Annotated in this window: 24 protein-coding genes; 3 read left to right on the top strand and 21 right to left on the bottom strand. The window is 63.0% G+C overall.

Annotation, left to right across the window (positions count from 1 at the left end):
• Window positions 1-2: 2 nt before the first annotated feature.
• The 13 genes from AC244Q_RS05395 to AC244Q_RS05335 all read right to left on the bottom strand — a co-directional run bounded on the left by AC244Q_RS05395 (window position 3) and on the right by AC244Q_RS05335 (window position 15,145).
• Window positions 3-653 carry a glutathione S-transferase family protein gene (locus AC244Q_RS05395; protein WP_113547113.1) on the bottom strand — a complete coding sequence of 217 codons (651 nt, stop codon included), beginning with the start codon at window positions 651-653 and terminating at the stop codon, window positions 3-5.
• 100 nt (window positions 654-753) lie between these two features.
• Complete coding sequence (locus AC244Q_RS05390) at window positions 754-3,711, bottom strand: bifunctional [glutamine synthetase] adenylyltransferase/[glutamine synthetase]-adenylyl-L-tyrosine phosphorylase (RefSeq protein ID WP_113547112.1); 2,958 nt, start codon at window positions 3,709-3,711, stop codon at window positions 754-756.
• 235 nt (window positions 3,712-3,946) lie between these two features.
• Window positions 3,947-5,356, bottom strand: coding sequence for a sensor histidine kinase (locus AC244Q_RS05385; RefSeq protein ID WP_017993455.1), 1,410 nt, complete (start codon window positions 5,354-5,356; stop codon window positions 3,947-3,949).
• The gene (locus tag AC244Q_RS05380; protein ID WP_017993454.1) at window positions 5,353-6,108 is read right to left on the bottom strand and encodes a response regulator transcription factor; all 756 of its coding nucleotides are present in this window, start codon (window positions 6,106-6,108) and stop codon (window positions 5,353-5,355) included. The genes AC244Q_RS05385 and AC244Q_RS05380 overlap by 4 nt, the downstream gene beginning before the upstream one ends.
• Before the next feature lie 66 nt (window positions 6,109-6,174).
• A complete protein-coding gene (locus AC244Q_RS05375) occupies window positions 6,175-7,770 on the bottom strand; it encodes a Do family serine endopeptidase (RefSeq protein ID WP_017993453.1) in 1,596 nt (531 codons plus the stop codon).
• Between the two features lie 215 nt (window positions 7,771-7,985).
• The gene (locus tag AC244Q_RS05370) at window positions 7,986-8,441 is read right to left on the bottom strand and encodes a cytochrome c-type biogenesis protein (protein WP_012756717.1); all 456 of its coding nucleotides are present in this window, start codon (window positions 8,439-8,441) and stop codon (window positions 7,986-7,988) included.
• Window positions 8,438-10,435: a heme lyase CcmF/NrfE family subunit gene (locus AC244Q_RS05365; protein ID WP_128407377.1), complete on the bottom strand. Its 1,998-nt coding sequence runs from the start codon at window positions 10,433-10,435 to the stop codon at window positions 8,438-8,440. The genes AC244Q_RS05370 and AC244Q_RS05365 overlap by 4 nt, the downstream gene beginning before the upstream one ends.
• Window positions 10,432-10,899: a cytochrome c maturation protein CcmE gene (gene ccmE, locus AC244Q_RS05360; RefSeq protein ID WP_128407378.1), complete on the bottom strand. Its 468-nt coding sequence runs from the start codon at window positions 10,897-10,899 to the stop codon at window positions 10,432-10,434. The genes AC244Q_RS05365 and ccmE overlap by 4 nt, the downstream gene beginning before the upstream one ends.
• Window positions 10,896-12,053 carry a c-type cytochrome biogenesis protein CcmI gene (gene ccmI / locus AC244Q_RS05355; RefSeq protein ID WP_432431724.1) on the bottom strand — a complete coding sequence of 386 codons (1,158 nt, stop codon included), beginning with the start codon at window positions 12,051-12,053 and terminating at the stop codon, window positions 10,896-10,898. The genes ccmE and ccmI overlap by 4 nt, the downstream gene beginning before the upstream one ends.
• A 182-nt stretch (window positions 12,054-12,235) precedes the next feature.
• Window positions 12,236-12,658 (bottom strand): RT0821/Lpp0805 family surface protein, encoded by a 423-nt coding sequence (locus AC244Q_RS05350; RefSeq protein ID WP_012756713.1) that lies wholly within the window; start codon window positions 12,656-12,658, stop codon window positions 12,236-12,238.
• Window positions 12,659-12,776: 118 nt separating this feature from the next.
• Window positions 12,777-14,180 carry a sensor histidine kinase gene (locus AC244Q_RS05345; protein WP_113547103.1) on the bottom strand — a complete coding sequence of 468 codons (1,404 nt, stop codon included), beginning with the start codon at window positions 14,178-14,180 and terminating at the stop codon, window positions 12,777-12,779.
• Entirely contained in the window at window positions 14,170-14,841 is a 672-nt protein-coding gene (locus AC244Q_RS05340) for a response regulator transcription factor (RefSeq protein ID WP_012756711.1), read from the bottom strand. Before AC244Q_RS05340 ends, AC244Q_RS05345 begins: the two co-directional genes overlap by 11 nt.
• Window positions 14,842-14,896: 55 nt before the next feature.
• On the bottom strand, window positions 14,897-15,145 hold the full coding sequence (locus AC244Q_RS05335; protein WP_003557930.1) for a hypothetical protein: 249 nt from the start codon (window positions 15,143-15,145) through the stop codon (window positions 14,897-14,899).
• A gap of 373 nt (window positions 15,146-15,518) precedes the next feature.
• Between AC244Q_RS05335 and AC244Q_RS05330 the strand changes: the two genes are divergently transcribed.
• A complete protein-coding gene (locus AC244Q_RS05330) occupies window positions 15,519-16,745 on the top strand; it encodes an MFS transporter (protein WP_113547102.1) in 1,227 nt (408 codons plus the stop codon).
• Window positions 16,746-16,984: 239 nt separating this feature from the next.
• Here AC244Q_RS05330 and AC244Q_RS05325 read toward each other — a convergent pair whose 3' ends face one another.
• Together AC244Q_RS05325 and AC244Q_RS05320 are read right to left on the bottom strand one after the other, a co-directional pair.
• Window positions 16,985-17,290, bottom strand: a complete 306-nt coding sequence (locus tag AC244Q_RS05325) for a Dabb family protein (RefSeq protein ID WP_012756708.1) — start codon at window positions 17,288-17,290, stop codon at window positions 16,985-16,987.
• A gap of 51 nt (window positions 17,291-17,341) precedes the next feature.
• Window positions 17,342-18,046: a hypothetical protein gene (locus AC244Q_RS05320; RefSeq protein WP_113547101.1), complete on the bottom strand. Its 705-nt coding sequence runs from the start codon at window positions 18,044-18,046 to the stop codon at window positions 17,342-17,344.
• Window positions 18,047-18,202: 156 nt separating this feature from the next.
• On the opposite strand from AC244Q_RS05320, the gene AC244Q_RS05315 reads away from it, so the two are divergent.
• Window positions 18,203-18,334 carry a hypothetical protein gene (locus AC244Q_RS05315; protein ID WP_020486941.1) on the top strand — a complete coding sequence of 44 codons (132 nt, stop codon included), beginning with the start codon at window positions 18,203-18,205 and terminating at the stop codon, window positions 18,332-18,334.
• Between the two features lie 130 nt (window positions 18,335-18,464).
• Here AC244Q_RS05315 and AC244Q_RS05310 read toward each other — a convergent pair whose 3' ends face one another.
• From AC244Q_RS05310 to AC244Q_RS05295, 4 genes are all read right to left on the bottom strand, one after another.
• Entirely contained in the window at window positions 18,465-19,025 is a 561-nt protein-coding gene (locus tag AC244Q_RS05310; protein WP_012756705.1) for a TetR/AcrR family transcriptional regulator, read from the bottom strand.
• Window positions 19,026-19,045: 20 nt separating this feature from the next.
• A complete protein-coding gene (locus AC244Q_RS05305; RefSeq protein ID WP_113547100.1) occupies window positions 19,046-19,507 on the bottom strand; it encodes a nuclear transport factor 2 family protein in 462 nt (153 codons plus the stop codon).
• 82 nt (window positions 19,508-19,589) lie between these two features.
• The gene (locus tag AC244Q_RS05300) at window positions 19,590-20,522 is read right to left on the bottom strand and encodes a pyridoxamine 5'-phosphate oxidase family protein (RefSeq protein ID WP_113547111.1); all 933 of its coding nucleotides are present in this window, start codon (window positions 20,520-20,522) and stop codon (window positions 19,590-19,592) included.
• 61 nt (window positions 20,523-20,583) lie between these two features.
• Window positions 20,584-21,195 (bottom strand): glutathione S-transferase family protein, encoded by a 612-nt coding sequence (locus AC244Q_RS05295; protein WP_113547110.1) that lies wholly within the window; start codon window positions 21,193-21,195, stop codon window positions 20,584-20,586.
• A 142-nt stretch (window positions 21,196-21,337) separates the two neighbouring features.
• Between AC244Q_RS05295 and AC244Q_RS05290 the strand changes: the two genes are divergently transcribed.
• Window positions 21,338-22,237 carry a LysR family transcriptional regulator gene (locus AC244Q_RS05290; protein ID WP_012756701.1) on the top strand — a complete coding sequence of 300 codons (900 nt, stop codon included), beginning with the start codon at window positions 21,338-21,340 and terminating at the stop codon, window positions 22,235-22,237.
• Window positions 22,238-22,346: 109 nt separating this feature from the next.
• Here the strand turns inward: AC244Q_RS05290 and AC244Q_RS05285 are convergent, their stop codons facing one another.
• Window positions 22,347-22,715, bottom strand: coding sequence for a DUF983 domain-containing protein (locus tag AC244Q_RS05285; RefSeq protein ID WP_003546717.1), 369 nt, complete (start codon window positions 22,713-22,715; stop codon window positions 22,347-22,349).
• 311 nt (window positions 22,716-23,026) lie between these two features.
• On the bottom strand, window positions 23,027-24,430 hold the full coding sequence (locus AC244Q_RS05280; protein ID WP_012756700.1) for an aminotransferase-like domain-containing protein: 1,404 nt from the start codon (window positions 24,428-24,430) through the stop codon (window positions 23,027-23,029).
• Window positions 24,431-24,770 lie beyond the last annotated feature (340 nt).

Raw genomic sequence — 24,770 nt, 5'->3', positions numbered from 1 at the left:
ATTTAGCCGGCCGATGCGGCGGTGAAAACCGCCAGCTGAGCGTCGAAAGCACGCTTGTATGCCGGCCGCGCTTCGCCGCGGGCGACATAGGCGGAGAGGTTCGGATATTCCTCCAGTAGAGCAGATCCCTTCAACCTGAGCAGCACCGACACCATCAGCAGGTCACCGGCGCCGAAGGCACCATCGAGCCAGTCGGCATCGCCAAGACGGTGGGAGAGGCCGATCAGCCGTTTGCGGATGCTGTCCTCGAGGGCAGAAAGGCGGTGATCGTACCAAGGCTTGTCGCGCTCGAGGATCATGACGAGAGCGCGGTCGAAGATCGGTGGTTCCACCGTGTTGAGCGCGGCAAACATCCATGTGAGCGCGCGCGCCCGGGCATTCACATCGTCCGGCAGCAGGCCCGCATGGCGCTCGCCGATATGGAAGACGATGGCGCCGGACTCGAACAAAGTGAGATCGCCTTCCTCATAGGTCGGGATCTGCCCGAATGGCTGCAGCGCCAGATGCGCGGGCTCCTTCATCTCTTTGAACGAAACAAGACGAACGTCGTAAGGTTGGCCCACTTCTTCGAGCGCCCAGCGAACGCGCATGTCACGGGCCAGGCCCCTGCCGCGATCGGGCGACCGTTCAAAGGCGGTAATGGTAATCGTCATTCGTGTTCTCCATAGCTTTGCCCTGAAGACGACTGGCTAACCGAGAATCCGACAGGCGATGCTCGAGATAATCCTCACGGTCGTTCCATCTGGTGTGAGATCAGGCTTTCACGACAGTCAGGAATATTTTCCGAACCGCTTTCGAAAGCCGCTTCATCTCCGCTTCCAGCGTCCTGATGTCGGGGCAGTCGCCAGCGCGGCAGACGAGTTCGACGAGACCCGCCGGCGCCTCCTTCGGATCGAACAGGCCATCAATGCAGAGGCGGATCAGTTGCGAAAGGCCGGTATAAAGCGTGAAGGCCTCGAGACATATGTCGAGATCGGACGTTGCCATCAGCCGGTCACCAAGCACTTTCAGGGCCTCGCCAGTGCTCACCCCATTGACGGCAATGCCGACGCCCTTGGTCGGTGCGATCAGTGCAAGATACTGGGCGATGAATTCGAGATCGATGACGCCGCCGGGAATGAGCTTCAGGTCCCACGGACCGGAGGGCGGCTTTTCCTTGTCGATCAGTCCGCGCATCTCGGTGACATCATGCGCCACCTTAGCAATATCGCGATCGGCCGACAGCACCTCGCGAACGATCAGTTCCGCCTCAGCGATCAGGCTCTCATTGCCGCAGATCAGCCGGGCACGGCTGAGCGCCATATGCTCCCAGGTCCATGCCTCTTCGCGTTGATATTTGCCGAAGGCATTGATGCGGGTGGCGACCGGCCCCTTGTTGCCGGATGGGCGCAGCCGCATGTCGACCTCGTAGAGCACACCTTCGGCGGTCGGCGCCGACAAGGCGGCCATCAGCCTCTGGGTGATGCGGGTGAAGTAACGCGTCGCATCGAGCGGCTTCGGCCCGTCGGATTCGGAAGCCGAATCGTCATAATCATAGAGCAGGATCAGATCGATGTCGGAACCGGCCGTCAGCTCGAAACTGCCGAGCTTGCCCATGCCGGCGACCGCGATGCGCCCGCCGGGATAGTCGCCGTGTGCTGCCCGCATCTCGCCGACCACGGCATCGAGTGCCGCTGCGATGATGAGGTCGGCGAGATGGGTGAAGGCGCGTGCGGCCATCACGCCGTTGATCACGCCTGTGAGCAGGCGGATGCCGATCAGGAAGCGCTGCTCGGCGGCGAAGATGCGCAGCCGGTCGAGCACCTCTTCATAATGGCGGGCCTGGGCAAGCGAGCCCTTCAGCCGTTCGCCGAGATAATCTCGCGTCGGCAGCTCGGCCATCAGGCCGGGATCGAGCATGCCGTCGAAGACATGCGGCTTGGCGGCGATCACCTCGGCAAGCCGGGGTGCCGAGGACATGACGTTGACGATCAGCGACAGCAGCGCCGGGTTGCTGCCGAGCAGCGAGAACAGCTGGATGCCGGAGGGAAGGCCCGAGATGAAGCTGTCGAAGCGCAACAGCGCCTCGTCGGCGCGCTTGCTTTCGCCGAAGACCCGCAGGAGCTGAGGCGCCAGCTCCGTCAGCCTTTCACGCGCCTCGACCGATTGCGTCGCCCGGTAGCGGCCATAGTGCCAGGTGCGGATGATACGGGAAATATCCGACGGCCTGGTAAAACCGAGTTTCTTCAGCGTCTCCAGCGTATCCGGGTCGTCGCCCTGGCCGGTGAAGACGAGATTTCCGGTGTCTGTGGAAAGCCTGCTCTCCTGTTCGAAGAGGTGGGCATAACGCCGCTCGACCGTCTTCAGCACGCCGACCAGCCGTTCGGAGAAGCTCGGCGTGTCGGAAAAGCCCATCATGAAGGCGATGCGCTTCAAATCGGCATCCGTCTCCGGCAGCAGGTGAGTTTGCTCGTCGCGCACCATCTGGATGCGATGCTCGACATCGCGCAGGAACCAGTAGGCCTCGATCAGCTCGTCGCGGGTTTCAGCGTCGATCCATTTCGCTTTGGTGAGTTCACCGAGCGTCTCCTCCGTCGCCCGGCCACGCAAGGCCGGCATGCGGCCGCCGGCGATCAGCTGCTGCGTCTGGACGAAGAATTCGATCTCGCGAATACCGCCGCGGCCGAGCTTGACGTTGTGGCCTTTGACGGCGATCGCACCGTGGCCCTTATGCGCGTGGATCTGCCGCTTGATCGAATGGATATCGGCAATCGCCGCGTAATCGAGATATTTGCGGAAGACGAAAGGGGCGAGCCCGCGCAGGAAGTCACTGCCCGCGGTCAAGTCGCCGGCAACGGCGCGCGCCTTGATGAAAGCCGCCCGTTCCCAGTTCTGACCCCTGCCCTCGTAATAAATCATCGCCGCATCGACCGGGATCGCCAGCGGCGTCGAACCCGGATCAGGGCGCAATCTGAGATCGGTGCGGAAAACGTAGCCGTCCGCTGTCCGCTCCTGCAGGATGCGCACCAGCCGCCGCATCATCCTGGGGAAGATCTCGATCGCGTCATCCGGGGCGGGCACGATTCCCGCCTGTTCGTCGAACACGACGACGAGGTCGATATCGGAGGAATAGTTGAGTTCGGATGCGCCGAGTTTGCCCATGCCGAGCACGATCAGCCCGGAGCCGTCGCTCGGCGCCGCCACATCCCGCAGCCGCAGCTTTCCGCCCTCATGCGCCGAAAGCAGCAAATGGTCGATCGCGGCGGCAACCGAAGCTTCGGCAAGCTCGCTCAGCCAGGCCGTCGTCGCCCGGCCGTCGAAGATGCGTGCAAGATCGGCGAGCGCGACCAGGAAGGCCACCTTGCGCTTGATGATGCGCAGCCTGCTCATTACCACGGATTCCGCGGGCGCTGCCCCCTCGCCGTCCGGTTGCCAGCAGCGCCGCGCCTCGGCGACCAGCGCCTCGATCTGCGGCTCCAGCGGTTGGGTGATGGCACCAGCGAGGATGGCGGGATCGAGATTGACGATTTCGCGCAGATAAGGCGACAGCGTCAGCACGGCCGCGATGAAATCGCGAAGCGGCCCTTCCGTCTTCAGCATCGCAGCCACGGAAGGCTCGCTCCCGCCGGCCTCCTGAAGGTCGGCCAGCGCCAGCTTCAACTCCGTCTGGTTCAGCGGACGCAGCAGCCCTTCGGCCACATCCTTCAGACCATGCGTCGATTTCGTCAGCATGCGCTCTCCTGCTTTAGCACCTAAAGCGCATCACGATCTTTCGGATTCGCTCCTTGCGCTTTCAGCCTTTGTTTTACGCATGCCGTTATCGCAAAACCGCTGCACAGTTTTGCGCGACATGCTCGAGGGAAACGACCACGCAGAATCTCGGGAACGCCTCCTTCGATCGGCATTAAACTAGGGTCTTGGTGGAAAACCGCCAATACGCGATTCAGCCGATCATCGATCTCGGCAATCAGGCAGCCTTGGCGGGGAAGATCATGCTGACCGTCAATCCGCGCTTTTCGGGTTTGTCGGGATCGGTGTCGGAGAGTTCCAACCGGCCATTGTGCAGCTCCATCACCGCTTCCACCAGCGAAAGCCCGAGCCCCGTTCCCGGCTTCGACCGGCTTTCATCGAGGCGGACGAAGCGCTTCACCACGTCGTCGCGCCTGTCGGCCGGAACGCCCGGCCCGTGGTCGGCGACCGAAAGGCAGATGCCATCCGGGCGGCGGGCGAGCTTCAGCGTTACCTTGCCCGCCCCTTCCGTATCGGAAGAATATTTGATGGCATTGTCGAGCAGGTTGAAGATCGCCTGGCCGATCAGCTCGCGATTGCCCTGCACCTCGACATCGGGTTCGATGCTGGAGCTCAAGCCAAGCCCCGCCTCCTCCGCCGCCGGTTCGTAAAGCTCGGCGCTATCGGAGACGATGGCCGAAAGCTCCACCGGCGACATCTCGGCGGCGACCGATCCGGCCTCGACGCGGGAGATCATCAACAGCGCGTTGAAGGTGCGGATCAGTTGGTCGGATTCGGAAATGATGCCTTCGAGCGCGGTGCGCCGCGTCTCGCCATCGGCGATATCGAGCGCATCGGCCGCCTTGTTGCGCAACCGCGTCAACGGCGTCTTGAGATCGTGGGCGATGTTGTCGGAGACCTGCCGCAGGCCCTCGTTCAGCTTCTCGATGCGCTCCAGCATGGTATTCAAAGACATCGACAAGCGGTCGAATTCATCGCCGGATCCGCCCACCGGCAGGCGCTGCGACAGGTCGCCGGCCATGATCTTCTTGCTGGCATCCGACATGCGGTCGATGCGTTTCAGCGCGTTGCGGCCGATGCCGAACCAGATGATGATGGCGCCGAGCCCCATGATCGCCAAGGCCACCATCAGCGCCTGGCGCACCAGCAGACGGAAACGCTCGGGGTCGCCGAGGTCGCGGCCGATCAGGATTCTGAGGCCATTGTCGAGCACGAAGATATTGGCAATCGCCTTGTGGCGGCGCTCGACGCCGCTGTCGGTATAACGCTGGTAGCCGAATGGCGCGGAGGTCCAGCCGATCTCCTCGAAGACACCCGGCTGCACCGACGCGACGTTGCCGGCGAGAATATCGCCCGAAGGACCGGCGATGATGTAGAGGTTGGCGCCCGGCTGGCGGGCACGCCGCTCCATCGTGCGCAGGAGAAGGTTCATGCCGCCGGTGTCATAGGCGCGTTGCACCTGTTCCACCTCCTGCCTGACGGCATCGCGGATCTGGCCCGTCAGCAGCCGTTCCGACATTGCCGTCACATAGAAGACGAGCGTCGCGGCGCAGATGGCGAAAAGCAGGATGTAGAGTGCCGAAAGGCGGACTGCGGTGGACTTGAAGAGAACCTTGAAACGGCTCATCCCTCATCCTTGATCATATACCCCGCGCCGCGAATGGTCTTCAGGAGCGGCTGGCTGTAGTCCTTCTCGATCTTCGAGCGCAGGCGCGAGACATGGACGTCGATGACGTTGGTCTGCGGGTCGAAGTGATAGTCCCAGACATTTTCGAGCAGCATGGTGCGGGTCACCACCTGGCCGGCATTCTTCATCAGATATTCGAGCAGGCGGAATTCGCGCGGCTGCAGCGGGATCTCCTTGCCGCCGCGGCGCACCTCATGGGAGAGCCGGTCGAGTTCGAGATCGCCGACGCGATAAACGACGTCCTGATCCGGCGTGCCCTTGCGGCGGCCGAGCACCTCGACGCGCGCCAGCAATTCGCTGAAGGCATAAGGCTTCGGCAGATAATCGTCGCCGCCGGCACGAAGCCCGGTGACGCGGTCATCGACCTGGCCGAGCGCGGAGAGGATGAGGACCGGCGTATGGATCGCCTTGCGGCGCAATTCGCTGATGACCGAGAGCCCGTCCCGGCGCGGCAGCATGCGGTCGATGACGATGACGTCGTAGGTATTTTCCGACCCCATGAACAGGCCGCTCTCGCCGTCGCTGGCGTGATCGGCGACGATGCCCGCCTCGCGAAAGGCTTTCGTGAGGTAGACCGCGGCTTCGAGATCATCTTCGATGATGAGAATCTTCATGCGGCCGACATTACCCACCGGCTGCGTTTCGGCAAGGCTCAAAGCATCTTCCTGCGGGGCGGCGCTCATCGCGATCATCCTTCAAAGGTCAGAAGAATCGAGCCGCGCGGACTCTCGTCCGCACGGCTCCAGTTTTCTTGAAGATCAGCCCTGGCCGTTGATCGGAAGCGCTACGAAGCGGCTCCCCTCACTGGACTGGATCTGGAAGAGAGCGCGGGTGCGCCCGTCCTTCTTGGCTTGGTTCAGCACCTTGACGATGTCGTCGGCGCTGGAGACCTCCTGGTTGTTGACCGAGGTGATCTTCTCACCTTCCTTAATGCCCTTGTCGGCGGCATCGGAGTTCGGGTCGATGTCTGTTATCGCCAGGCCCTTGCCGTCGTCAGACGGGCCGACCGTCAGGCCGAGATCGGCAAGCGCCTTCTCGGAAGCCGGTGCCTCAGGCTGCTGCGGCTGGCTGTTGTCATCGGCAGACGCATCCTTCTGGTCGATCGGCAACGTGCCGAGTTCGACGGTGAGAGGCTGGGCCTTGCCGGCGCGCCAGACCGAAAGCTCAACCTTGCTGCCCGGCTGCATCGCACCGATACGGCGGCTGAGATCACGGGCATCCTTGATCGTCTCCCCATTCAGCGCGGTGACGACGTCTCCGGCCTTCATGCCGGCCTTGTCACCCGGCGACCCGGCCTGCGGGGCAACGACCAGGGCGCCGCTCGGCTCGGAAAGGCCGATGGATTCGGCGATGTCCTTGGTTACCGGCTGGATCTGGACACCCAGCCAGCCGCGCGAAACCTGGCCGTCCTTCATCAGATCGGCGACGACGTCCTTGGCGGTCGAGGCGGGAATGGCGAAGGCGATGCCGACGCTGCCGCCCGACGGCGAGAAGATCGCGGTGTTGATGCCGACGACTTCGCCGCTGAGGTTGAAGGTCGGACCGCCGGAGTTGCCGCGGTTCACGGCGGCATCCACCTGCAGATAATCGTCATAAGGACCGGAACCGATATCACGGCCGCGAGCTGAGACGATGCCGGCTGTAACCGTGCCGCCGAGACCGAAGGGATTGCCGACGGCAACGACCCAGTCACCGACGCGGACATTGTTGTCGTCGGCCCAGTTGACGTAGGTGAACTTCTTGCCCTTGCCGTCGACCTTCAGCACAGCGAGATCGGTGCGCGGATCCTTGCCGATCAGCTTGGCATCGAGTTCGGTGCCGTCTTTCATGACGGCGACGAAGGCCTGACCATCGGAAACGACGTGATTGTTGGTGACGATGTAGCCGTCCTCAGAGATGAAGAAGCCGGAGCCCTGGGCGACGGGGCGGAGGCGACCCTTGCCGCCCGGACCATTCGGGCCACCATTCGGTCCGTTCTGGCCGAAGCGCCTGGAATGGCCCTGCTGATCATTCGGATCCTGGCCGAACTGCTTGAAGAACCGCTTCAGCGGATGATCGTCGGGTAGGTCGTCGAAGCCGCGGCCGTTGAAATCGAAGGAGAAGCCGTCATTGTTGTTGTCGGAGACGGGATTGACGCGATTTTCGACCCGGACGGAAACGACGGCCGGCGAAACGGCGTCGACGACATTGGCGAAGCTCGGAACGGCGGGCGCCTGAACCTTGACAGCTTCGGCATAAGACCGGGTGATTTCGAGCGGAACGCCGGTTGCGAGCACAGCGGCTGCGATACCGGCAACGGTAGAGGCCTTGAGCACAGTGGCGAGGGACGGACGTCCGTTGAAATTCTTGAGCATTGGAGCACCTTCTCTTGTTCTTAGTTCTCAGAGCCGGCGATGCCGGATCAGTCGATGAGTAAAGATATAGGACGCCGCACCTTACTGCGAACTGTCCGGCCAATGAAAAGTTGGTAATGTTTGCAAGGTTTGGCAAACGGCCGAACGTGCCGCGGGCTTCTCTGGGCGGCCTGGACGCGGTCGGAAATGCTCGTCTACCGGCTCAGCCCGGTCGGTTATTTCTTCAGCAGCTCGCTCAGCCGCGCCTGCTCGTCTGCCGTCAGCTTGCTGCCGGTCGGCTTGCCCGCCCTCTTGCGCGCAAAGACCAGCAGCGACAGCCCGCCGGCGAGCACCAGCAGTACCGGTGCGCCCCAGAGCAGCACCGTCTTCATGCTGACACGCGGCTTCAAGAGCACGAACTCGCCGTAGCGCGAGACGATATAGTTCAGCACCGCCTCGTCGCTGTCGCCATCGGTGATGCGCTCGCGCACCAGCAGGCGCAGGTCCTTGGCCAGATCGGCGTTGGAATCGTCGATCGACTGGTTCTGGCAGACCATGCAGCGCAGTTCCGCCGAAAGTGTGCGGGCCCGCGCCTCGAGCGCCGGATCGGCCAGCACCTCGTCCGGATTGACGGCGAAGGCGGGGGCCGCCATCAGCAGCAAAGCAAAAGCCAGGAGCAGACGCCGCATCATTCCGCCGGCTCCATTTTGGGAGCTGCCGGCCTTGCCGGCTTCGCCTTGCGGCGCGGCGCGCCGACACGCAGGCGGCGGTCGCTGAGCGAGACCAGGCCGCCGAAGGCCATAAACACCGCTCCGCCCCAGATGCAGAGAATAAACGGCTTCCACCAGATGCGCACGACAATGCCGCCGTCCTTGGTGGCGTCACCGAGCGACACATAGAGCTGGCTGAGCCCGAAGGTCAGGATGCCGGCCTCCGTCGTCGGCATCTGGCGGGCAGTGTAGAGGCGCTTGGCTGACCAGGTATCGGCAACCGCGACACCGGCGCGCCGGACGGTGAAGTGGCCGCGGTCCTCGGTATAGTTCGGCCCGGTCGCCGGCTGCATGCCGTCGAAATGCAGACTGTAACCGCCGGCCTCGGTCACCTCACCGGGCTTCATCTCGATGACATACTCGCTCTCGAACGTCGTCACCGCAACGATGCCGAGCACGGTGACGCCGAGCCCGGCATGGGCAAGGGCCGTGCCGAAGGCCGACCGCGGCAGGCCGGAAAGCCGGCGCCAGGCGAGACGGCCTGCGACCTTGCCGATGCCGGCGCGGTACCAGAGATCGGCGACAGCACCGAGGATCAGGAACAGCCCGGCAGCGAGGCCGAGCACCGAAAGCACCGGCCCGCCATGTTGAATGTAGAAGAAGACCACCGCGGCAAGGAAGGCCAGACCTGCGACGACATAGAGCCGCTGCAGGGCGCCAAGCAGATCGCCGCGCTTCCAGGCAAGCATCGGCCCGAAGGGCACGATGACGACCAGCGGCGCCATCAGCAGGCCGAAGGTCAGGTTGAAGAAGGGCGCCCCGACGGAAATCTTGTCGCCGGTCAGCGTTTCCAGCAGCAGCGGATAGAGCGTACCTGTGAGCACCGTGCCGCAGGCGACCGTCAGGATGAGATTGTTGACGACGAGCGCGCCCTCGCGCGAAATCGGCGCAAACAGCCCGCCGGCCGACAGCTTCGGCGCGCGGAAGGCGAAGAGCGACAGCGCCCCGCCGATGAAGATCAGCAGGATGCAGAGAATGAAGACGCCGCGGGAGGGATCGCTGGCAAAGGCATGCACCGAGGTCAGCACGCCGGAGCGCACCAGGAAGGTGCCCATCAGCGACAGCGAGAAGGTGAGGATGGCGAGCAGCACCGTCCAGATCTTCAGCGCCTCGCGCTTCTCCATGACAAGCGCCGAATGCAGCAGTGCGGTGCCCGCTAGCCACGGCATGAAGGAGGCATTTTCCACCGGGTCCCAGAACCACCAGCCGCCCCAGCCGAGCTCGTAATAGGCCCAGTAGGAGCCCATGGCGATGCCAAGCGTCAGAAAGGTCCAGGCGGCCAGCGTCCAGGGCCGCACCCAGCGTGCCCAGGCGGCGTCGATGCGCCCTTCCAGCAGGGCCGCAACCGCAAAGGAAAAGCAGACGGAGAAGCCGACATAACCGAGATAGAGCAGCGGCGGATGGATCGCGAGGCCGACATCCTGAAGAACCGGGTTGAGATCGCGGCCCTCGGCCGGCGCCGGATCGAGACGGAGGAAGGGATTGGAGGTCAGCAGGATGAACAGCGTGAAGGCGACCGAAATCCAGGCTTGCACGGCCAATACGGTGGCTTTCAGCGTCTCCGGCAGATTGCGGCCGAAGATGGCGACCAGCGCGCTGAACAGCGTCAGGATCAACAGCCAGAGCATCATCGATCCCTCGTGATTGCCCCAGACGCCGGAATATTTATAGAGCAGCGGCACCAGCGAATGCGAATTCTCCCAGACGTTCTCGACCGAGAAATCCGAGACGACATGGGCATAAGTCAACACACCGAAGGAGAAGGCCACGAGCGCAAACATCGCCAGCGAGCCGATCGTCGCCACATCCATCATCGCCCGGTCGTGACGGCGGGCTCCGATCAGCGGCACGATGGAGAGGATGAGCGCCGTGGCCAGCGCCAGCACCAGCGCGTAATGGCCGATCTCGATGATCATGGCGTCGCCTTCACTTCCTGGCCTTGGCCTTCCTTCCACAGTCCCTGGGATTTGAGCCTGTCGGCCACATCCTTCGGCATGTAGGTCTCGTCATGCTTGGCAAGCACGGTGTCGGCGACGAAGACGTTCGTTCCAGCGGCAAACATGCCTTCGGTGACGACGCCCTGGCCCTCGCGGAAGAGATCGGGAAGGATGCCGGTATATTTGACCTTCACGGCATTGGTGCTGCCGTCGGTGACGGCAAACTCCACCGTCGAACCGGTGCCGCGCACGACACTGCCCTCACCGACCAGGCCGCCGAGGCGGATGCGGGTTTCCGGCGCCACCGGCGTCTTGGCGAGATCGGCCGGCATGTAGAAATAGGCGACCGACTGGCTGAAGGCGAACATCACCAGCAGCACGGCGGCGAGGATGAAGCCCATGCCGCCCGCAATCACCGCCAGGCGCTTCTGCTTGCGTGTCATTGCGTCGCTCCCTCCGTGGCTATGCCGAGTTCCCTGGCAAGCGCCAGCAATTGCCTGCCCTGTTCGCCGGGCGGCGGAAAGGCCGCAAGCCCACGCTTCAAGGCGCCGGCGGCGCGATCCTTGTCGTTTAATACGGCGTAAGAGCGGACGAGCCGCATCCATCCCTCGAAATTGTTCGGATCCTCGCTGAGCTTGGCGTCGAGGCTCTCGACCATGCCGCGGATCATCTGCTGCTGGTTGCCCGCGCTCATAGTCTCGGCCGCCGCCACATCTTGCTGCGTGGGATTGCCGGGGGCAGCCGGATCGGCGCCGGGGGCAGCCGGATTGGTCCCGGCCGGCGCGCCGCCGTTCATGGCGATATGCTGGTTGACCAGCGGCAGCCAGGGCGCATCTGATGGCGATTGTTTTGCCAGCGCCTCGAAGGCCTGGCGCGCCTCGTTCGGCCGTCCCGCCTGCTCCATGCTGAGGGCGATGTAGAAGCGGGCACGCGGATTGTCAGGTTCGAGCGTCAGCGATTGTTCCAGCACCTGCCGCGCCTCCTCCGTCACCACGCCGTCGGAGACCGCCATCAGCGTCTCGGCAAGGCCATCGAGCCGGACCGGGCTCGGGCCGAGAAGCCGGATGGCATTGCGATAGGCCAGTTGCGCATCGTTGACGCGCATCGTGCGGAAATAGATCGGCGCCAGCACGTCCCAGCCCTTGCCGTCATCGGGCTTCTCAGCCAGGTGCCGTTCCGCCTTGGCGATCAGCACCGCCACGTCGTTGCCAGGGTTTTCCAGCCGCGCCTCCAGCGGCTGCGAGGGCAGGTCCGGCCTGCCCGTCGTCAAATAAAGACAGAGCCCGAGAACCGGCAGGACCAGGAGAACGAAGGCTTCGGTGAAACGGTGATGCCGTGCGGGTTTCGGCGTCTCAGCCGGCTCGTCGGCAGAGACGGCGATCAGCCGCCGGCCGATTTCCGCCCTCGCATAATCAGCCTCCTCCGGGGTGATCAGCCCGCCATCGAGATCGCGGTCGAGTTCGCGCAACTGGTCGCGATAGACCGCCGCCTCGCCCGCACGGATATTATCCGCCGCCTTCGCTCCGCGCAGAAGGGGGTAGAGCAGGATGACGGCGAGGGCTGCCGTCAAAGCGGCAACGAGAATCCAGAACAGCATGTCGCCCAAATACGTGAAGCGCGCCTTCATTCCAACTGCCAAAGCCGGAATGACGAAGATTTGAGGCTAGCGCATAACCCCGAGAATCGGAATCGATTTTCGGAAAGGATTATGCGCCATTTAAAGTGATAGAGCGTCCTTAGCGCGTCCTGTCGGACGCGCGGCGCTCTATTGGCCGCAATTCAGAGCGGCGACCAGCTGCCGTCGTCATTGCGGCAGGCAGCGCCGCGCGTCACCGTGTCCTTGCCGTCGACGGTCAGCGTGTGGGTGTATTGCCGGCAGTTCTGGGAACCGACCTGATAGGGTGCAGCCGCAACGACCTTGCCGGTCACGTCCTTGCCGGTCCAGAGCACTGGCTGGCCGACGGCGGCGCCTTCCAGCGCCCGATATTCCGCCTCGAGCGCGCGCTGCTTGTCGCTGTCGTTCAGCGTCACGCCGCTGCGGCCGACGATGCCGCCCTGCAGCGCGGTGATGAAGGCGGCCGATGCCGAGGGCTTGCTCGAAAAAATGCCACGCGAAGCGGCACTCTTCGTCGTCGTGCAGCCGGACAGCGCGACGGCGACGAGAAGAGCGGAAGCGATCATGCCTTGCGAGCGTAAAATCATTGCGTCGAACCACGATCAGGGGTCAATTTCAGCCGATCGAAGTGCAGCGTCCCCGTGTCAGCATTAAGGCAAAGCATGCTATGCATTTGCCAGTATCTTTGTGACATCAAGCAGTTGCTCATGCAACATCCTTTGTGACGCCGGGCAGGATAAGCTTGGCCTTCAGCCCGCCCCATTCACCGCGGGAAAGCTCGAGCCGTCCCTGGTATTCGTTGGAAATCTCGGTGACGATCGAAAGGCCGAGCCCGGTTCCGGGTTTGCTTTCGTCGAGCCTGCGGCCGCGCTTCAGCGCCTCGCGGATCTGGTCCGGCTCCAGGCCCGGCCCGTCATCCTCGACTGTGAGCTCCACCCAGTGGCGGCGCACGCTCGCCTCCACCCCCTTCACATCCTCGCCGGCCTCGACGGCCGAAAGCCGCACCCTGCTTCTGGCAAAACGCGCCGCATTTTCCAGGAGGTTGCCGACTGTCTCCTCGAGATCCTGCTGCTCCATGGCAACGGCCAGATGCGGCGGTGAGACGACGAGATCGAATTCGGTATCGACGTTCAGCCGGCGCATGACGCGCACCAGCCGTTCAAGCGCCGGCTCGGCATCGGTGCGGGCGAGCACGGATTCGCGCTGCGCGGCGATGCGCGCCCGATTGAGATAGGACTGCACCTGCCCCTGCATCGCTTCCGCCTGGCTGCGCACCAGCTCACCATGGGATTTTTCGAGGACGCGCGCCTCGTTGAGAAGCACGGCGATCGGCGTCTTCAGCGAATGCGCGAGATTGCCGACCTGCATGCGGGCCCGCTCGACAATGCGGCGGTTGCTGTCGATCAGCGCATTCACCTCGTTGGCGAGCGGCAGGATTTCGCGCGGGAAGTCGCCTTTCAGCTGTTCGCTCTCGCCGGCGCGGATGCGCTCCAGCGCGGCGCGTGCCTTGTCGAGGGGCTTAAGGCCGTAGAGAATCGCCAGCGCGTTGACGATCAGGCTGCCGACGCCGAAACCGGCGAGCGCCAGATAGAGGCTGTGAGAGAAGGTGCGCACGTCGTCTTCGACGACATCGACATTGCCGGTGACGCGGACGCGCGCCGCGCGGCCGTCGGTATCGAGCACCACTTCGGTTTCGGCCACCTGCACGCGGTTCCCGGAGGCATCCGTCACCTGGTAATAGCGCTCGTAATTCTTGTCGAAGGGCGCCTCGACGACCGAGGGAACCGGAATGAGCGCCGAGCCGAGCGAAGGCGACACCAGCGGTGCGGTCGTATAGGTGCCGAGCGGCTCCACCACCCAATACCAGCCGGTCTTCGGCTGGGCAAAACGCAGGTCGCCGAGCTGCGGGCTGCCGCTGAGAGCGCCCTGATCGCCGATCGTCACCGAATTGATGACGTTGTAGAGCTGCGCCCGCAACAGATCCTGGAAACCGCGTTCGGCACTCTTGCGGTAGAGGGTGGAGATCAGCAAGCCGATCACCACCAGCGCCACCGTCGACCAGACCGTGGTCAGCAGCAACACACGTGCGGTGAGCGACTTAATTCGCATGTTTCGGCGCTTGGATGCGGTAACCGAGACCGCGCACCGTTTCGATCAGATCTACCCCCATTTTCTTGCGCAGGCGGCCGACGAAGACCTCGATCGTGTTGGAATCACGGTCGAAATCCTGGTCGTACATATGCTCGACCAGTTCCGTGCGCGAAACGACCTCGCCCATGTGGTGCATGAGATAGGAAAGCAGTCGATATTCGTGCGAGGTCAGCTTCAGCGTCGTGCCGTTGACCGTCGCCTTCGAGGACTTGGTATCGAGCCGCACCGGCCCGCAGATGATCTCGGATGAGGAGTGCCCGGCCGCGCGCCGGATCAGCGCCCGAAGGCGGGCCAGCACTTCCTCGACATGGAAGGGCTTGGTGACGTAGTCGTCGGCACCTGCATCGATGCCGGCGACCTTGTCGCTCCAGCGGTCGCGCGCCGTCAGGATCAGCACCGGCACACCGCGGCCGGCGCCACGCCATTTTTCTAGAACGGTGACCCCGTCCAACTCCGGCAGGCCGATATCGAGAATGATGGCGTCATAGGGTTCAGTGTCGCCGAGGAAATGGCCTTCCTCGCCATCGAACGCCTGGTCGACGACATAGCCCGCCTCCTTCAGCGTGTCGGCCAGCTGCCGGTTCAGATTAACGTCGTCTTCGACTACCAGGATGCGCATCGGTCCGCCTTCGTCCGCTTCAAATCAATCAATGTCCTGAATAAGCCGATTCCGCCTACATCGGAACCTTTACCGTGACTTTGCGTGGGCGCTGTCCATTGCCCTGCACAAGCACGGTGATGATGCAGGTATCGCCCACCGGTTGCACGGACAGGAGCTGGCCGCCGGTCTGCTCGACGACCTGGGCTGCGGCGGCGCTGCAATCGCCTCCGATACGCACGACAAAAGTGCTCGTGGCGTCCGGTGAGGGCGCCGATACCACCAGTCCGGCGGCCAATGCTGCGACGCTCAGAGGAAAGGCCATGTGTTATGCTTTCAAGGTAATGCCAACTTGCTCCGAATATGTACTCACGCGACCTGAATGGCAAATGAATGCCCCGTAATGCAGGGTGTTTAGAACTGTTCTCGACTGTTCGATGCAGCCGGTTTCAGGGCCTGGAAAACGCCGCAGCAGCCAGCTACGGCCACCGCCATTGCACCCAAAAACGATGACCTCCAGCCTTATCCACGCGTTCTTTATCACCTCCGGTAAAGGTGGGGAGCCGGCGGGACCGACACCACAGTCTTTGTCCGCGAATCGGCCGCGCCGTTCCGATTCCTGCCGACCGCAGCTTTCACGGGCCGGTTGAAACTGTTATGTCCTTGCCGCCCCCACATTTCAGACCGTTTCAGCACCAATGCCAAAATCCTCCCGCTTCCGCTCGGCGCAGACGGTCACCGTCCTCGCCGTTACCCAGCTGATCGGCTGGGGCACGACGTTCGACATGCTCGGGGTCATGGGCCGTGTCGTCGCGCCGGATCTCGGCCTGGCGAACGAAGTGGCGTTTGCCGGCCTGACGATCATGATGGTGGTCAGCGCCATCGTCGGTCCGGCGACCGGCCGATGGCTCGGCCGCTATGGTGCTGCCCGTGTGCTTTCGGCCGCCTCGCTGACCTTTGCGCTCGGGCTGCTTCTGCTTGCCGCCGCAAACGGCATCGTGCTCTATGCCAGCGCCTGGGTCATCATCGGCATCGGCGGCGCATTTGGCCTCTCGGCGCCGGCCTATACCGCCGTCGTCGAGCGCGAAGGAGCAAACGGCAAACGCGTCATCGCCATCCTGATGCTGTTCACCGGGCTTTCGAGCGCCATCTTCTGGCCGATCCTCAGCCTGCTCAACGAGGCGGTCGGCTGGCGCCTCACCTTCCTGGTCTGTGCGGCGCTGCAATTCTTCGTCTGTCTGCCGCTGCATCTCTTAGGCCTGCCGAAGCCGATCGCAACACATGTCGAAGGCGGCACAGCCGAAATCGCTCCGGTGCCGCTGTCGAAAGCCAAGCAGCGAAAAGCCTTCCTGCTGATCGCCGCGACGACGACGATCTCGACCTTCGTCACCTTCGGCATCTCGCCATCACTGCTCGAAATCTTCCGCCAGTCCGGCGCCTCGCCGGCCTTTGCGCTGCAGCTCGGCTCGGCACGCGGCGTCCTCGGCATCTCTGCACGTTTCCTCGACATGCTGCTCGGCCGGCACGGCAACCCCATGCTCAGCGCGGTCATGGGCATCAGCCTGATGATGATCAGTTTCCTGATGATGCTGGTTGCCAGCCCGTCGACGCCGCTGCTTGTCACCTTCGTCCTGTTTTACGGGTTCGGCACCGGGGTCATGACCGTCGCCCGCGCGCTGCTACCGCTGGCGCTGTTCTCACCGCGCGAATTCGGACTGCAATCGGCCCGGCTGTCGCTGCCGCAGAACCTCGCCAACGCCATCGCCCCCGTCATCTTCACCGCCATCCTCGATCGCGCCGGCACCGGCCCGGCGCTCGCCGCCTGCGCCGTTCTCGCGGCCTTGTCGCTGGCCTTCGTGCTGATGCTGATGGCGCTGGTGCGCGGTGCCCGCGCATCAGAGTCAGCCATTCTTAATGTCTCTTGATTATCATCCAAGCATGGACGAGCGCGGCTTTCCGTCCATACGCCGCAACCGCTGCGGCAGCCAGATCATGAACCAGAAGCCGCTTTTCACGAATCTTTTGAATCGCTTGCCGCCGCTTTTTCGAAAGGTGAGTCTGAGGACTCAGAAGTTGAGTCAGCTTCCGGGCGATCCGAATCCGGAAAATCATTCATCCAGTTGAAATTTCGATGGAATACAGCGTGGCCAAACGCCTGGGCAAGTCAGAGCGGCCGCGTCACAGCCGTGCGGTTATCGTAGTCGGCGGCGATGCGCTTTTCCCGGAGCGGCCGCACGCGATCGATCGAGAGCTGATAATCGGGATGCGCCTTGTAGGCGGCAAGGGCCGCCTCGTCGTCGAATTCGCCATAGACTACGAGATCGATCTCGGTGCCCAGCTGATCGGTCTTCACATTGGTGCCGATTTCCAGCAGCCGCGCATGCGGAATGCCGGTCAGTATAGAAAGCCCGGCCCTCACCTCCTGCAGATGTTCCTCCTGCACGGTGAAGAAGACGATATGACGGATCACGCGGAAGCTCCTGTCCGATTTATCAAAATGATGAAGCGACCTTGGCGCACCCTATCGGAGGCGCGGCGCTCCAGCTGTCAGCCGGGCGATAACACGCGCGCCCCAGGCCTTCAACCGCGCGAGCATGCCACGGGCCGCATCGGGACGTATCGCCGCATCGAAGACCATGGCATAAGCGGCGAGCTTTTCCGCCCGGTCGGTGCCATTGACGATGCGGCGCGCATTCACCCAATCCGCGGTCGTCGCGTTCAGGTGATCGGCGAGCTTGTGGCCGGTAAAACTTCCCTGCAGCATGCCCTCGATCAGGATCGTCACCGCCGCATCCATCTCCATCGCCCGGTCGGGATCGGCAACGAGGTCGATCCCCGTCAGCACACTCATCGCCTCGTAGTTCCGCTTGTGGGTGAGCTGCACCAGGCCGCGTCCGAGCCAGCTGCAGCCATCCTCGTCCGGCCGCCAGTAGGGCGTCTTCACCCAAGAGAGCCGGCCTGCGGCAAAGGCCGTCTCGAGGATCTCGACTGCGCGCGCATCGCTTTCCGCCAGCGTCTCACGCACCGGCTGCATCGTATAGGCGGTCTCGTGGTAAGCGGTTGCGAGGATATAGGCGAGCCACCGCCGGTCGGCATCGGCAAACCGTTCTTCCCAGGCGTCGAGAATCGCCGTGATGCCCACTACCTGAGGCTGAGTCAGGTTTCCCTTGAAGAGTCCGTGCCGTACCGTATCAAAAAAGAATGCCCGGTTCATGTGGACAACCATTCCGCGCTTCCCTCAAATATCAAGGTTAAAACTATCTTAATCGATTAAATTCGGTTTAATCGTTTAAAGTGTTTAAGCCACTGATTTACACGCCTTTTGTCTTGTGCAATGCATCTTCCTGCCCTGAAGCCTTACTGCGAAAAGAGGAGACTTCCGATGCAGACGTCCGCCAATAGCCCAACCACCATTCCCCAGCATGTCGTCGACCAGATGGAAAACGAATGGCGCCAGGTTCGCCCTGAACGGGAAAATACGCGCCCGGCCCAGCAGCCTCAACAGCAACGCTGAAATAGACGCAAAGCGGTACCGATTTAAGCTCGAGCGCCGCCCCAGCGCCCGATCAACGCCCCGGCCAGTCACTCATGGCCGGGTGAATTTTTTCATAGGTACAATACACGTCCCAGCGGTTGACCGCCCCTCATCGCATCACAGCATCTAGCCGTTTCGCCAGCGTGTCCAATGATCGGGTGAAAATCATCCTGTCGTCGAGCGCACGCGACAGCACCAGTGCGCCTTGAATGCCCGCGACGCCCTCCTCGGCGAGTGTTTGCGCCTCCCCCTCAGAGCAGCCTGCCCGCATCAACGCCGAGCGCAAGGCGTCGATCCAGCGAATGAAATAATCGCCGATCTCTGCCGAAAACCGCTCGCGGGTTTCGTCAAGCGCGAAGGCGCCGACGAGGCAGATGCGGCGACCGGAGCGGAAGTAGTCGTTCACATTCGTCCACATCGCCGCGATCGCCTGATCGGCGTCGTCCTTTCTCAGCGGCTGATAGATCGCATGTTCGAACCAGGCATCGACATCGGCGAGCACGGCGCCCGCCATCTCCTCCTTACCACCGGGGAAGAAGTGGTAAAGGCTGCCCTTGCCGATGCCGGTGCGTTCGGTGATGCGGCTGAGTGACGTGCCCTCATAGCCGAGTTCGCGGAAGATTTCCGCCAGCAGCGGTACGATGTCGGCGCGTTCGTAGACGGTCTTCACCCGCGGCTTCCCTGGCTTATTTAGAGGCCGAGTTCGGTCAGACCGGGATGGTCATCCGGCCGCCGGCCGAGCGGCCAATGGTACTTGCGCTCCGATTCCCGGATCGGCAGGTCGTTGATGCAGGCGAAGCGGCGCTGCATCAAGCCGGCGGTGTCGAATTCCCAGTTCTCGTTGCCATAGGAGCGGAACCAGTTGCCGCTGTCATCGTGCCATTCATAGGCGAAGCGCACGGCGATGCGATGATCGGTGAAGGCCCAGATCTCCTTGATCAACCGGTAATCCAGCTCCTTTGCCCATTTGCGGGTGAGGAAAGCGACGATCTCGGCGCGGCCGGTGATGAATTCGGCGCGGTTCCGCCAGCGGCTGTCCGGCGTATAGACGAGCGAGACGCGCTCGGGATCGCGACTGTTCCAGCCATCCTCGGCAAGGCGGACCTTCTGGGTGGCGGTCTCAAGGGTGAAAGGCGGGACGAGGCTGGACATAGGTTCTCCGGGCGCTCCTGTACTGAACGGTTATCATTGTACTGATCAGTACATTGATTGACAAGCCGCCAGGCGGCGTTTCTCAAAGGCCGGGAGGCCGGCGCCACCGCAACGGCAGGGCATCCGGGCGAAGCACGATCTTTTGCGGCGTGAAACGCCACAACCGTTCCGCCCGTTGAAAGGTGGCGATCTCAGGCGAATCCAGCAGCACCTCGGCCCTGCCCGTCATCTGCAGCATGTCCCCGGTTTCGAAATCGATGAAGACCAGCCCCGCCTTCGGGTTGACGAGGAAATTACCCAGCGTGTTGAAGAACCGATTGCCGGGAAAATCGGGAATGGTCAGTACGCCGTCGGCGCCGACATGGACGAAGCCGGCATTGCCGCCGCGATGGGACACGTCCACCTGCCGCTCGCCATTGTCTCTGTCGACATAGGAGGCAACGAAAAACGTATCGGCGCCCTCGATCATCCCTAGCGCCCGATCGTCGAGTTGGCCGGAATGAAGCGTCGGCATCGCCGTCGGCAGATCGGGATCGCGGACGAAGGCGGCGGAGCGAAGCTGGATATATTGCGGGCAATTGCCGAAGCTCTGGCCGACGCGTACTTGGAAAGCTTCAGCATCCGTCCTGTGGATCACGCCGTTCAGCCGGTTGCGCCGCCGGGTCTCGAGCTGAATGCCGAGCATTCCAATCGCGTCACCATCCTCCATGCCGGCATCGGCAGGATCGGCTGCGTCACGCGGCAGGTGCACCTCGAGAATCTCCGGCTCCGGCGAGGCCATGAACCCCGGGCGCTCGGCCCTGACCGTTGCCCAGACATCGCCCTTGGCATCGACCGCGCCGAGCACGACGAAAGGCAGCATCGGAAAGAAGGCGCGATGCTGCTCCGGCATGGCCTTGCGGACGAAATTCCGGCCCGGCCCGTCCATGCGTTCGGCGACACCGACACTGCGCTGCATGGCGAGTTCGCCCGCATGCCAGGGCGATGTGGCGTCCTGTCTTGTCTGTTCCAGCATCACGGCCTCCTTCAGGGCAGCATTTTGGGAACCGGGGCAGCGTTCCTGCCCCGGCAACTTGTCACGCGGCAAGGCCGATCTTGGTCTTGCGAAAACCGACGAAACCCGGCAGCGCCTCGATGCGCGCAAGCCAGGCGCGAACGCTTGGATAGGCCGAGATATCGACATTACCCTCCGGCGCATTGGCGATGTAGCTGTAGAGCGCCACGTCGGCGATCACAGGATTGTCGCCGAGCAGGAAGCTGTGACCGTGGAGCTCCGCCTCGATCAGCGCAAGAATGCGGTGCGCCCGGGCGATCACCTCGTCGGTGCGGAAGTCAGCGCCGAAGACGGTGACTAGGCGCGCAGCACATGGCCCATAAGCGATCTCGCCCGCTGCAACCGAGAGCCATTTCTGTATCCGCGCCGCGGCCACCGCCTCTTCCGGCAGCCAGTCGGTGCGGCCGTATTTGCGCGCGAGATAGACGAGGATGGCAGAGGAATCGGCAATGACCGTGCCATTGTCGTCGAGCACCGGCACCTGGCCAAAGGGATTGAGCTTCAGAAAGTCCGGCGCCTTGTGGGCGCCAGCCGCCAGGTCGACCTCGACCAGTTCATAGGGCACGCCAAGCAGCGACAGGAACAGGTGAGCCCGGTGGGCATGGCCGGAAAGCGGGTGATGGTAGAGTTTCATGATGGTTCCTTTGGTCTTCCGATCGACGGGACGCGGTTGGCGATGGCCGCTTGTAACCATCTGCGGTCTATTTACTGCCTTCCATCCATCAGCAGTAGAATGCTAATCTGGAAGGCATGTTACCAATTCATGGAAGGATAGAATGGACCGCCTCGACGCCATGACCGTGCTTCTTGCCGTTGTCGAACAGGGCAGCCTGTCGGCCGCCTCACGGCATCTGCGATCCCCGCTCGCAACCGTCAGCCGCAAGGTTTCGGAACTGGAAGCCCATCTCAACGCCCAGCTGCTGCAACGGAGCAACCGGAAGGTCACGCTGACGGAAGCCGGCCGCTCCTATGTCGAGGCGGCGCGGGAAATTCTTAATCGGGTGGAAGAGGCGGAACGGACCGCGGCCGGCGAATACAGCGCCCCGAAGGGCGAACTGACGATGACCGCACCGATCGTCTTCGGGCGGCTGCATGTCCTGCCTGTGGTGGTGGATTTCCTGAAGGCCTATCCCGATATCAATCTGCGGCTGATGCTTGGCGACCGGCTGTCGAACCTCGTCGAGGATCATATCGACGTGGCGCTGAGGATCGGCAACCTGCCTGATAGTAACCTGATCGCCACAAGGCTCGGCGCGATCCGCCGCACAGTCTATGCCAGCCCGGATTATCTCACACGGCACGCACTCCCCCGGCATCCAGGCGATCTCGCCGGGCACGACTGCGTCACCTTCGAGGGTATGGCCTCGATGCTGAGCTGGACATTCATTGAAGGGAGACATGACCTCACGGTGCCGATCCGCTCGCGGCTTGCCGTCAACACTGCCGAGGCCGCGGTCGATGCGGCTGTCGCCGGCCTCGGCATCACCCGCGTGCTCTCCTACCAGGCCGCACGCGCCGAGATGGCTGGCCTGCTGGTGCCGCTGCTTGCCGATTTCGAACCGCCGCCGGCGCCGGTGCATCTCGTTTATCCCGCGCAGGGACTGGTGCCCTTGAAACTGCGGGCGCTGCTCGATTTCGCGACGCCGCGCCTGCGCGCGACGCTAAACAAGTCCTAGATCAGGATGCTTTTAGGCCCGATCGGCCTAAAATCTGAATCCTGATCTAAATCAAAGAAGTAGAGCATGATGTCGTCTGAAAACCGCTCACACTTTTCGGCATCATGCTCTAGGCGAGCTTGCCCTCTTCCGCCTTGTAGAAATACTGGCTGGCGACCAGCCAGCCCTTCAGCGGCCGGAGCGGCGGAATACAGGTGGCGAGCATGAACGGACCGGTGACCAGAAGCTGCACCCAGATCGGCGCCGAAAAGGCCACCTCCAACCAGACGCCGAGCAGCACGCTCGGGATGCAGGCGAAGCAGATGACGAAGAAGGCCGGACCGTCGGCCGGATCGGCGAAGGAATAATCGAGACCGCAGACCTCGCATTCCGGCCGCAACGTCAGGAAGCCCTTGAACATATGGCCCTGGCCGCAGCGCGGACAGCGTCCCTTGATGCCGGTCTGCATCGGAGGAAGTGGGGGATATTCCGTGTCCATGACGATCTCGCTTTCTTGCTTCGCGAACATTTATGCCATCAATATCTATAATGACTGCATTCAATATAATTACATTATAGGGAAATTACCAGTCAATTCGCCAGAATGCCGCAGAGCTCCCCAGCGCATGCCGGCAGCAAGCTGACTGCAGATTTATCAAGCAGCATTTGGGGCCGCAGCCAGGCCTGGCAGCCTGGGCGAATCAGACGTGAACGTGACGGTTTCGCTTCGCCCAGGCCCCGACAGATCAGGGCCAGACCGATCTGATCTCGACCGCTCGTGCCTGATCAGCCTGGGGCGGCGTTTCCGCGTCAGAAGAACGACGCTGCCATTTCCGGCGGGCCTTCCAGCGCATGGGCCATGAATTCCAGTGCGCCCTGCAATTTCTCCCGGGTGATCGGTCCGCCAAGGCAGACACGCACGGCCTCGGGCGCCGCGCCCTCGACCGTGAAGGCATCGCTTGCGACGACGCCGATGCCGGAAGAACGGGTGTGGCTGCCGAAGGTCGAGCGGGTCCAGCCGTTGGAGAGCGGCAGCCAGATGTTGAAACTGATCGGATCGGCGCGGTAGCTGCCGGCCGGCAGGATGGCGGCGACCATCTGCTGGCGGGCGGCGGCCTCGGCGCGGATGAAACGCAGGATCGTATCGGCGGTGCCGTCCTCGATCCAGCGGGTGGCGAGCGCCACGGTCAGCGGCGAGGCCATAACATTGTTGGCGCGCATGGCGCTGACGAAGGGCCACACGGCCTTGCTGTCCGGCGCTACGACATAAGCAAGTCGCAGACCCGCGCCGATGCATTTCGCCAGCCCGCCGATATGCCAGGTCAGATCGGGCGCTGTTGCCGCGAGCGGCGCCGGGCCGTGCTGCGGAATGAAGCCATAGGCATCGTCCTCGACGATCGGCACATGATATTTGCGGGCAACGGCGCAGATCTCCTCACGGCGCCTGGCCGGAATGGTCAGCGTCGTCGGATTCTGCAGCGTCGGATTGAGATAGAGCGCCTTCGGCTTCAATCTCTCGCAGGCCTCGGCAAAGGCGTCCGGCAGGATACCGTCCTCGTCCATCGGCAGACCGGCCAGATTGAGCCGCAGCTGGGCGGCGATCGAGCGCATGCCGGGATAGGTGATGATTTCCGAAAGCACGGTTTCGCCCGGTTTTGCCAGCAGGCCGAAGATCGCCAGCAGGGCCGGATGGGCACCGGGTGTGACGAAGATGCGCTCCTGCGAGGGCACCAGCCCGCGACGGCTGAGCCAGGAGGCCGCAGCCTCCTTGTCCATGCTGGAGCCGCCGAAGCCCTGGTAGCGCAGAAGCGGAATGAGGTTCGCCGTCACCGCCGACATGCCCTCGCGCATGCGGGCGATCAGCTCGGGGTCGTGCGTTTCCGGCGGCATGTTCATCGAGAAATCGACGATGGAGGCGCGGCGGGGATCGGGCGCGGCGTCGGGCGCGAATCCCTGGCGCTCCTTGTCCGCGCCACCGGTAACGAAGGTGCCTCGGCCGACATGCGAATCCACAAGCCCACGCTTCTGCGCCTCGACATAACCTCTCGCCACCGTCGTGAAATCGACATTCAGCCGCTTGGCGAGTTCGCGTTGCGGCGGCAGCCGGTCCCCAACCACCAGATGCCCGCTGCGCAGATCCATTTCGATCACATCGGCGATCGCCATATAACGCGGACTGCTGCTGCGGCTGAGATCGGGATGCCAGTCTTTCATGTCGTGATCCGTGTCGGTCTGATTCCTGATGAGATTGACCGTATATTGTTGCATAATGCCGCTGTCACGAAAAATGTCGCGCGCCAAGTCCCGAGAATGATGCACGTCGAAATGCCGCAGCTTTTGCGCACGCCTTGATACAATTTAATGACGGATTGTCGCCGGATTTGACTGTTGTTTGCGCAAATTCGATCTGGCACGACGACCGCGCTGTCGCAGGCCGATTTCGGCAGCGTGTGCGCCAATGACGTGCTGACGATCCGCTCGGCTTGCCGATCGGGCTTCACCCGAGAAGTCCCGGGTGAGGCGCGAGGACGGCAAGACAATCGGCAGCGTCTTC

The sequence above is a fragment of the Rhizobium sp. CB2179 genome, from assembly GCF_057653455.1.
The sequence above is the reverse complement of the archived record's forward strand: the minus strand, read 5'-3'. Positions and strand labels throughout refer to the sequence as shown.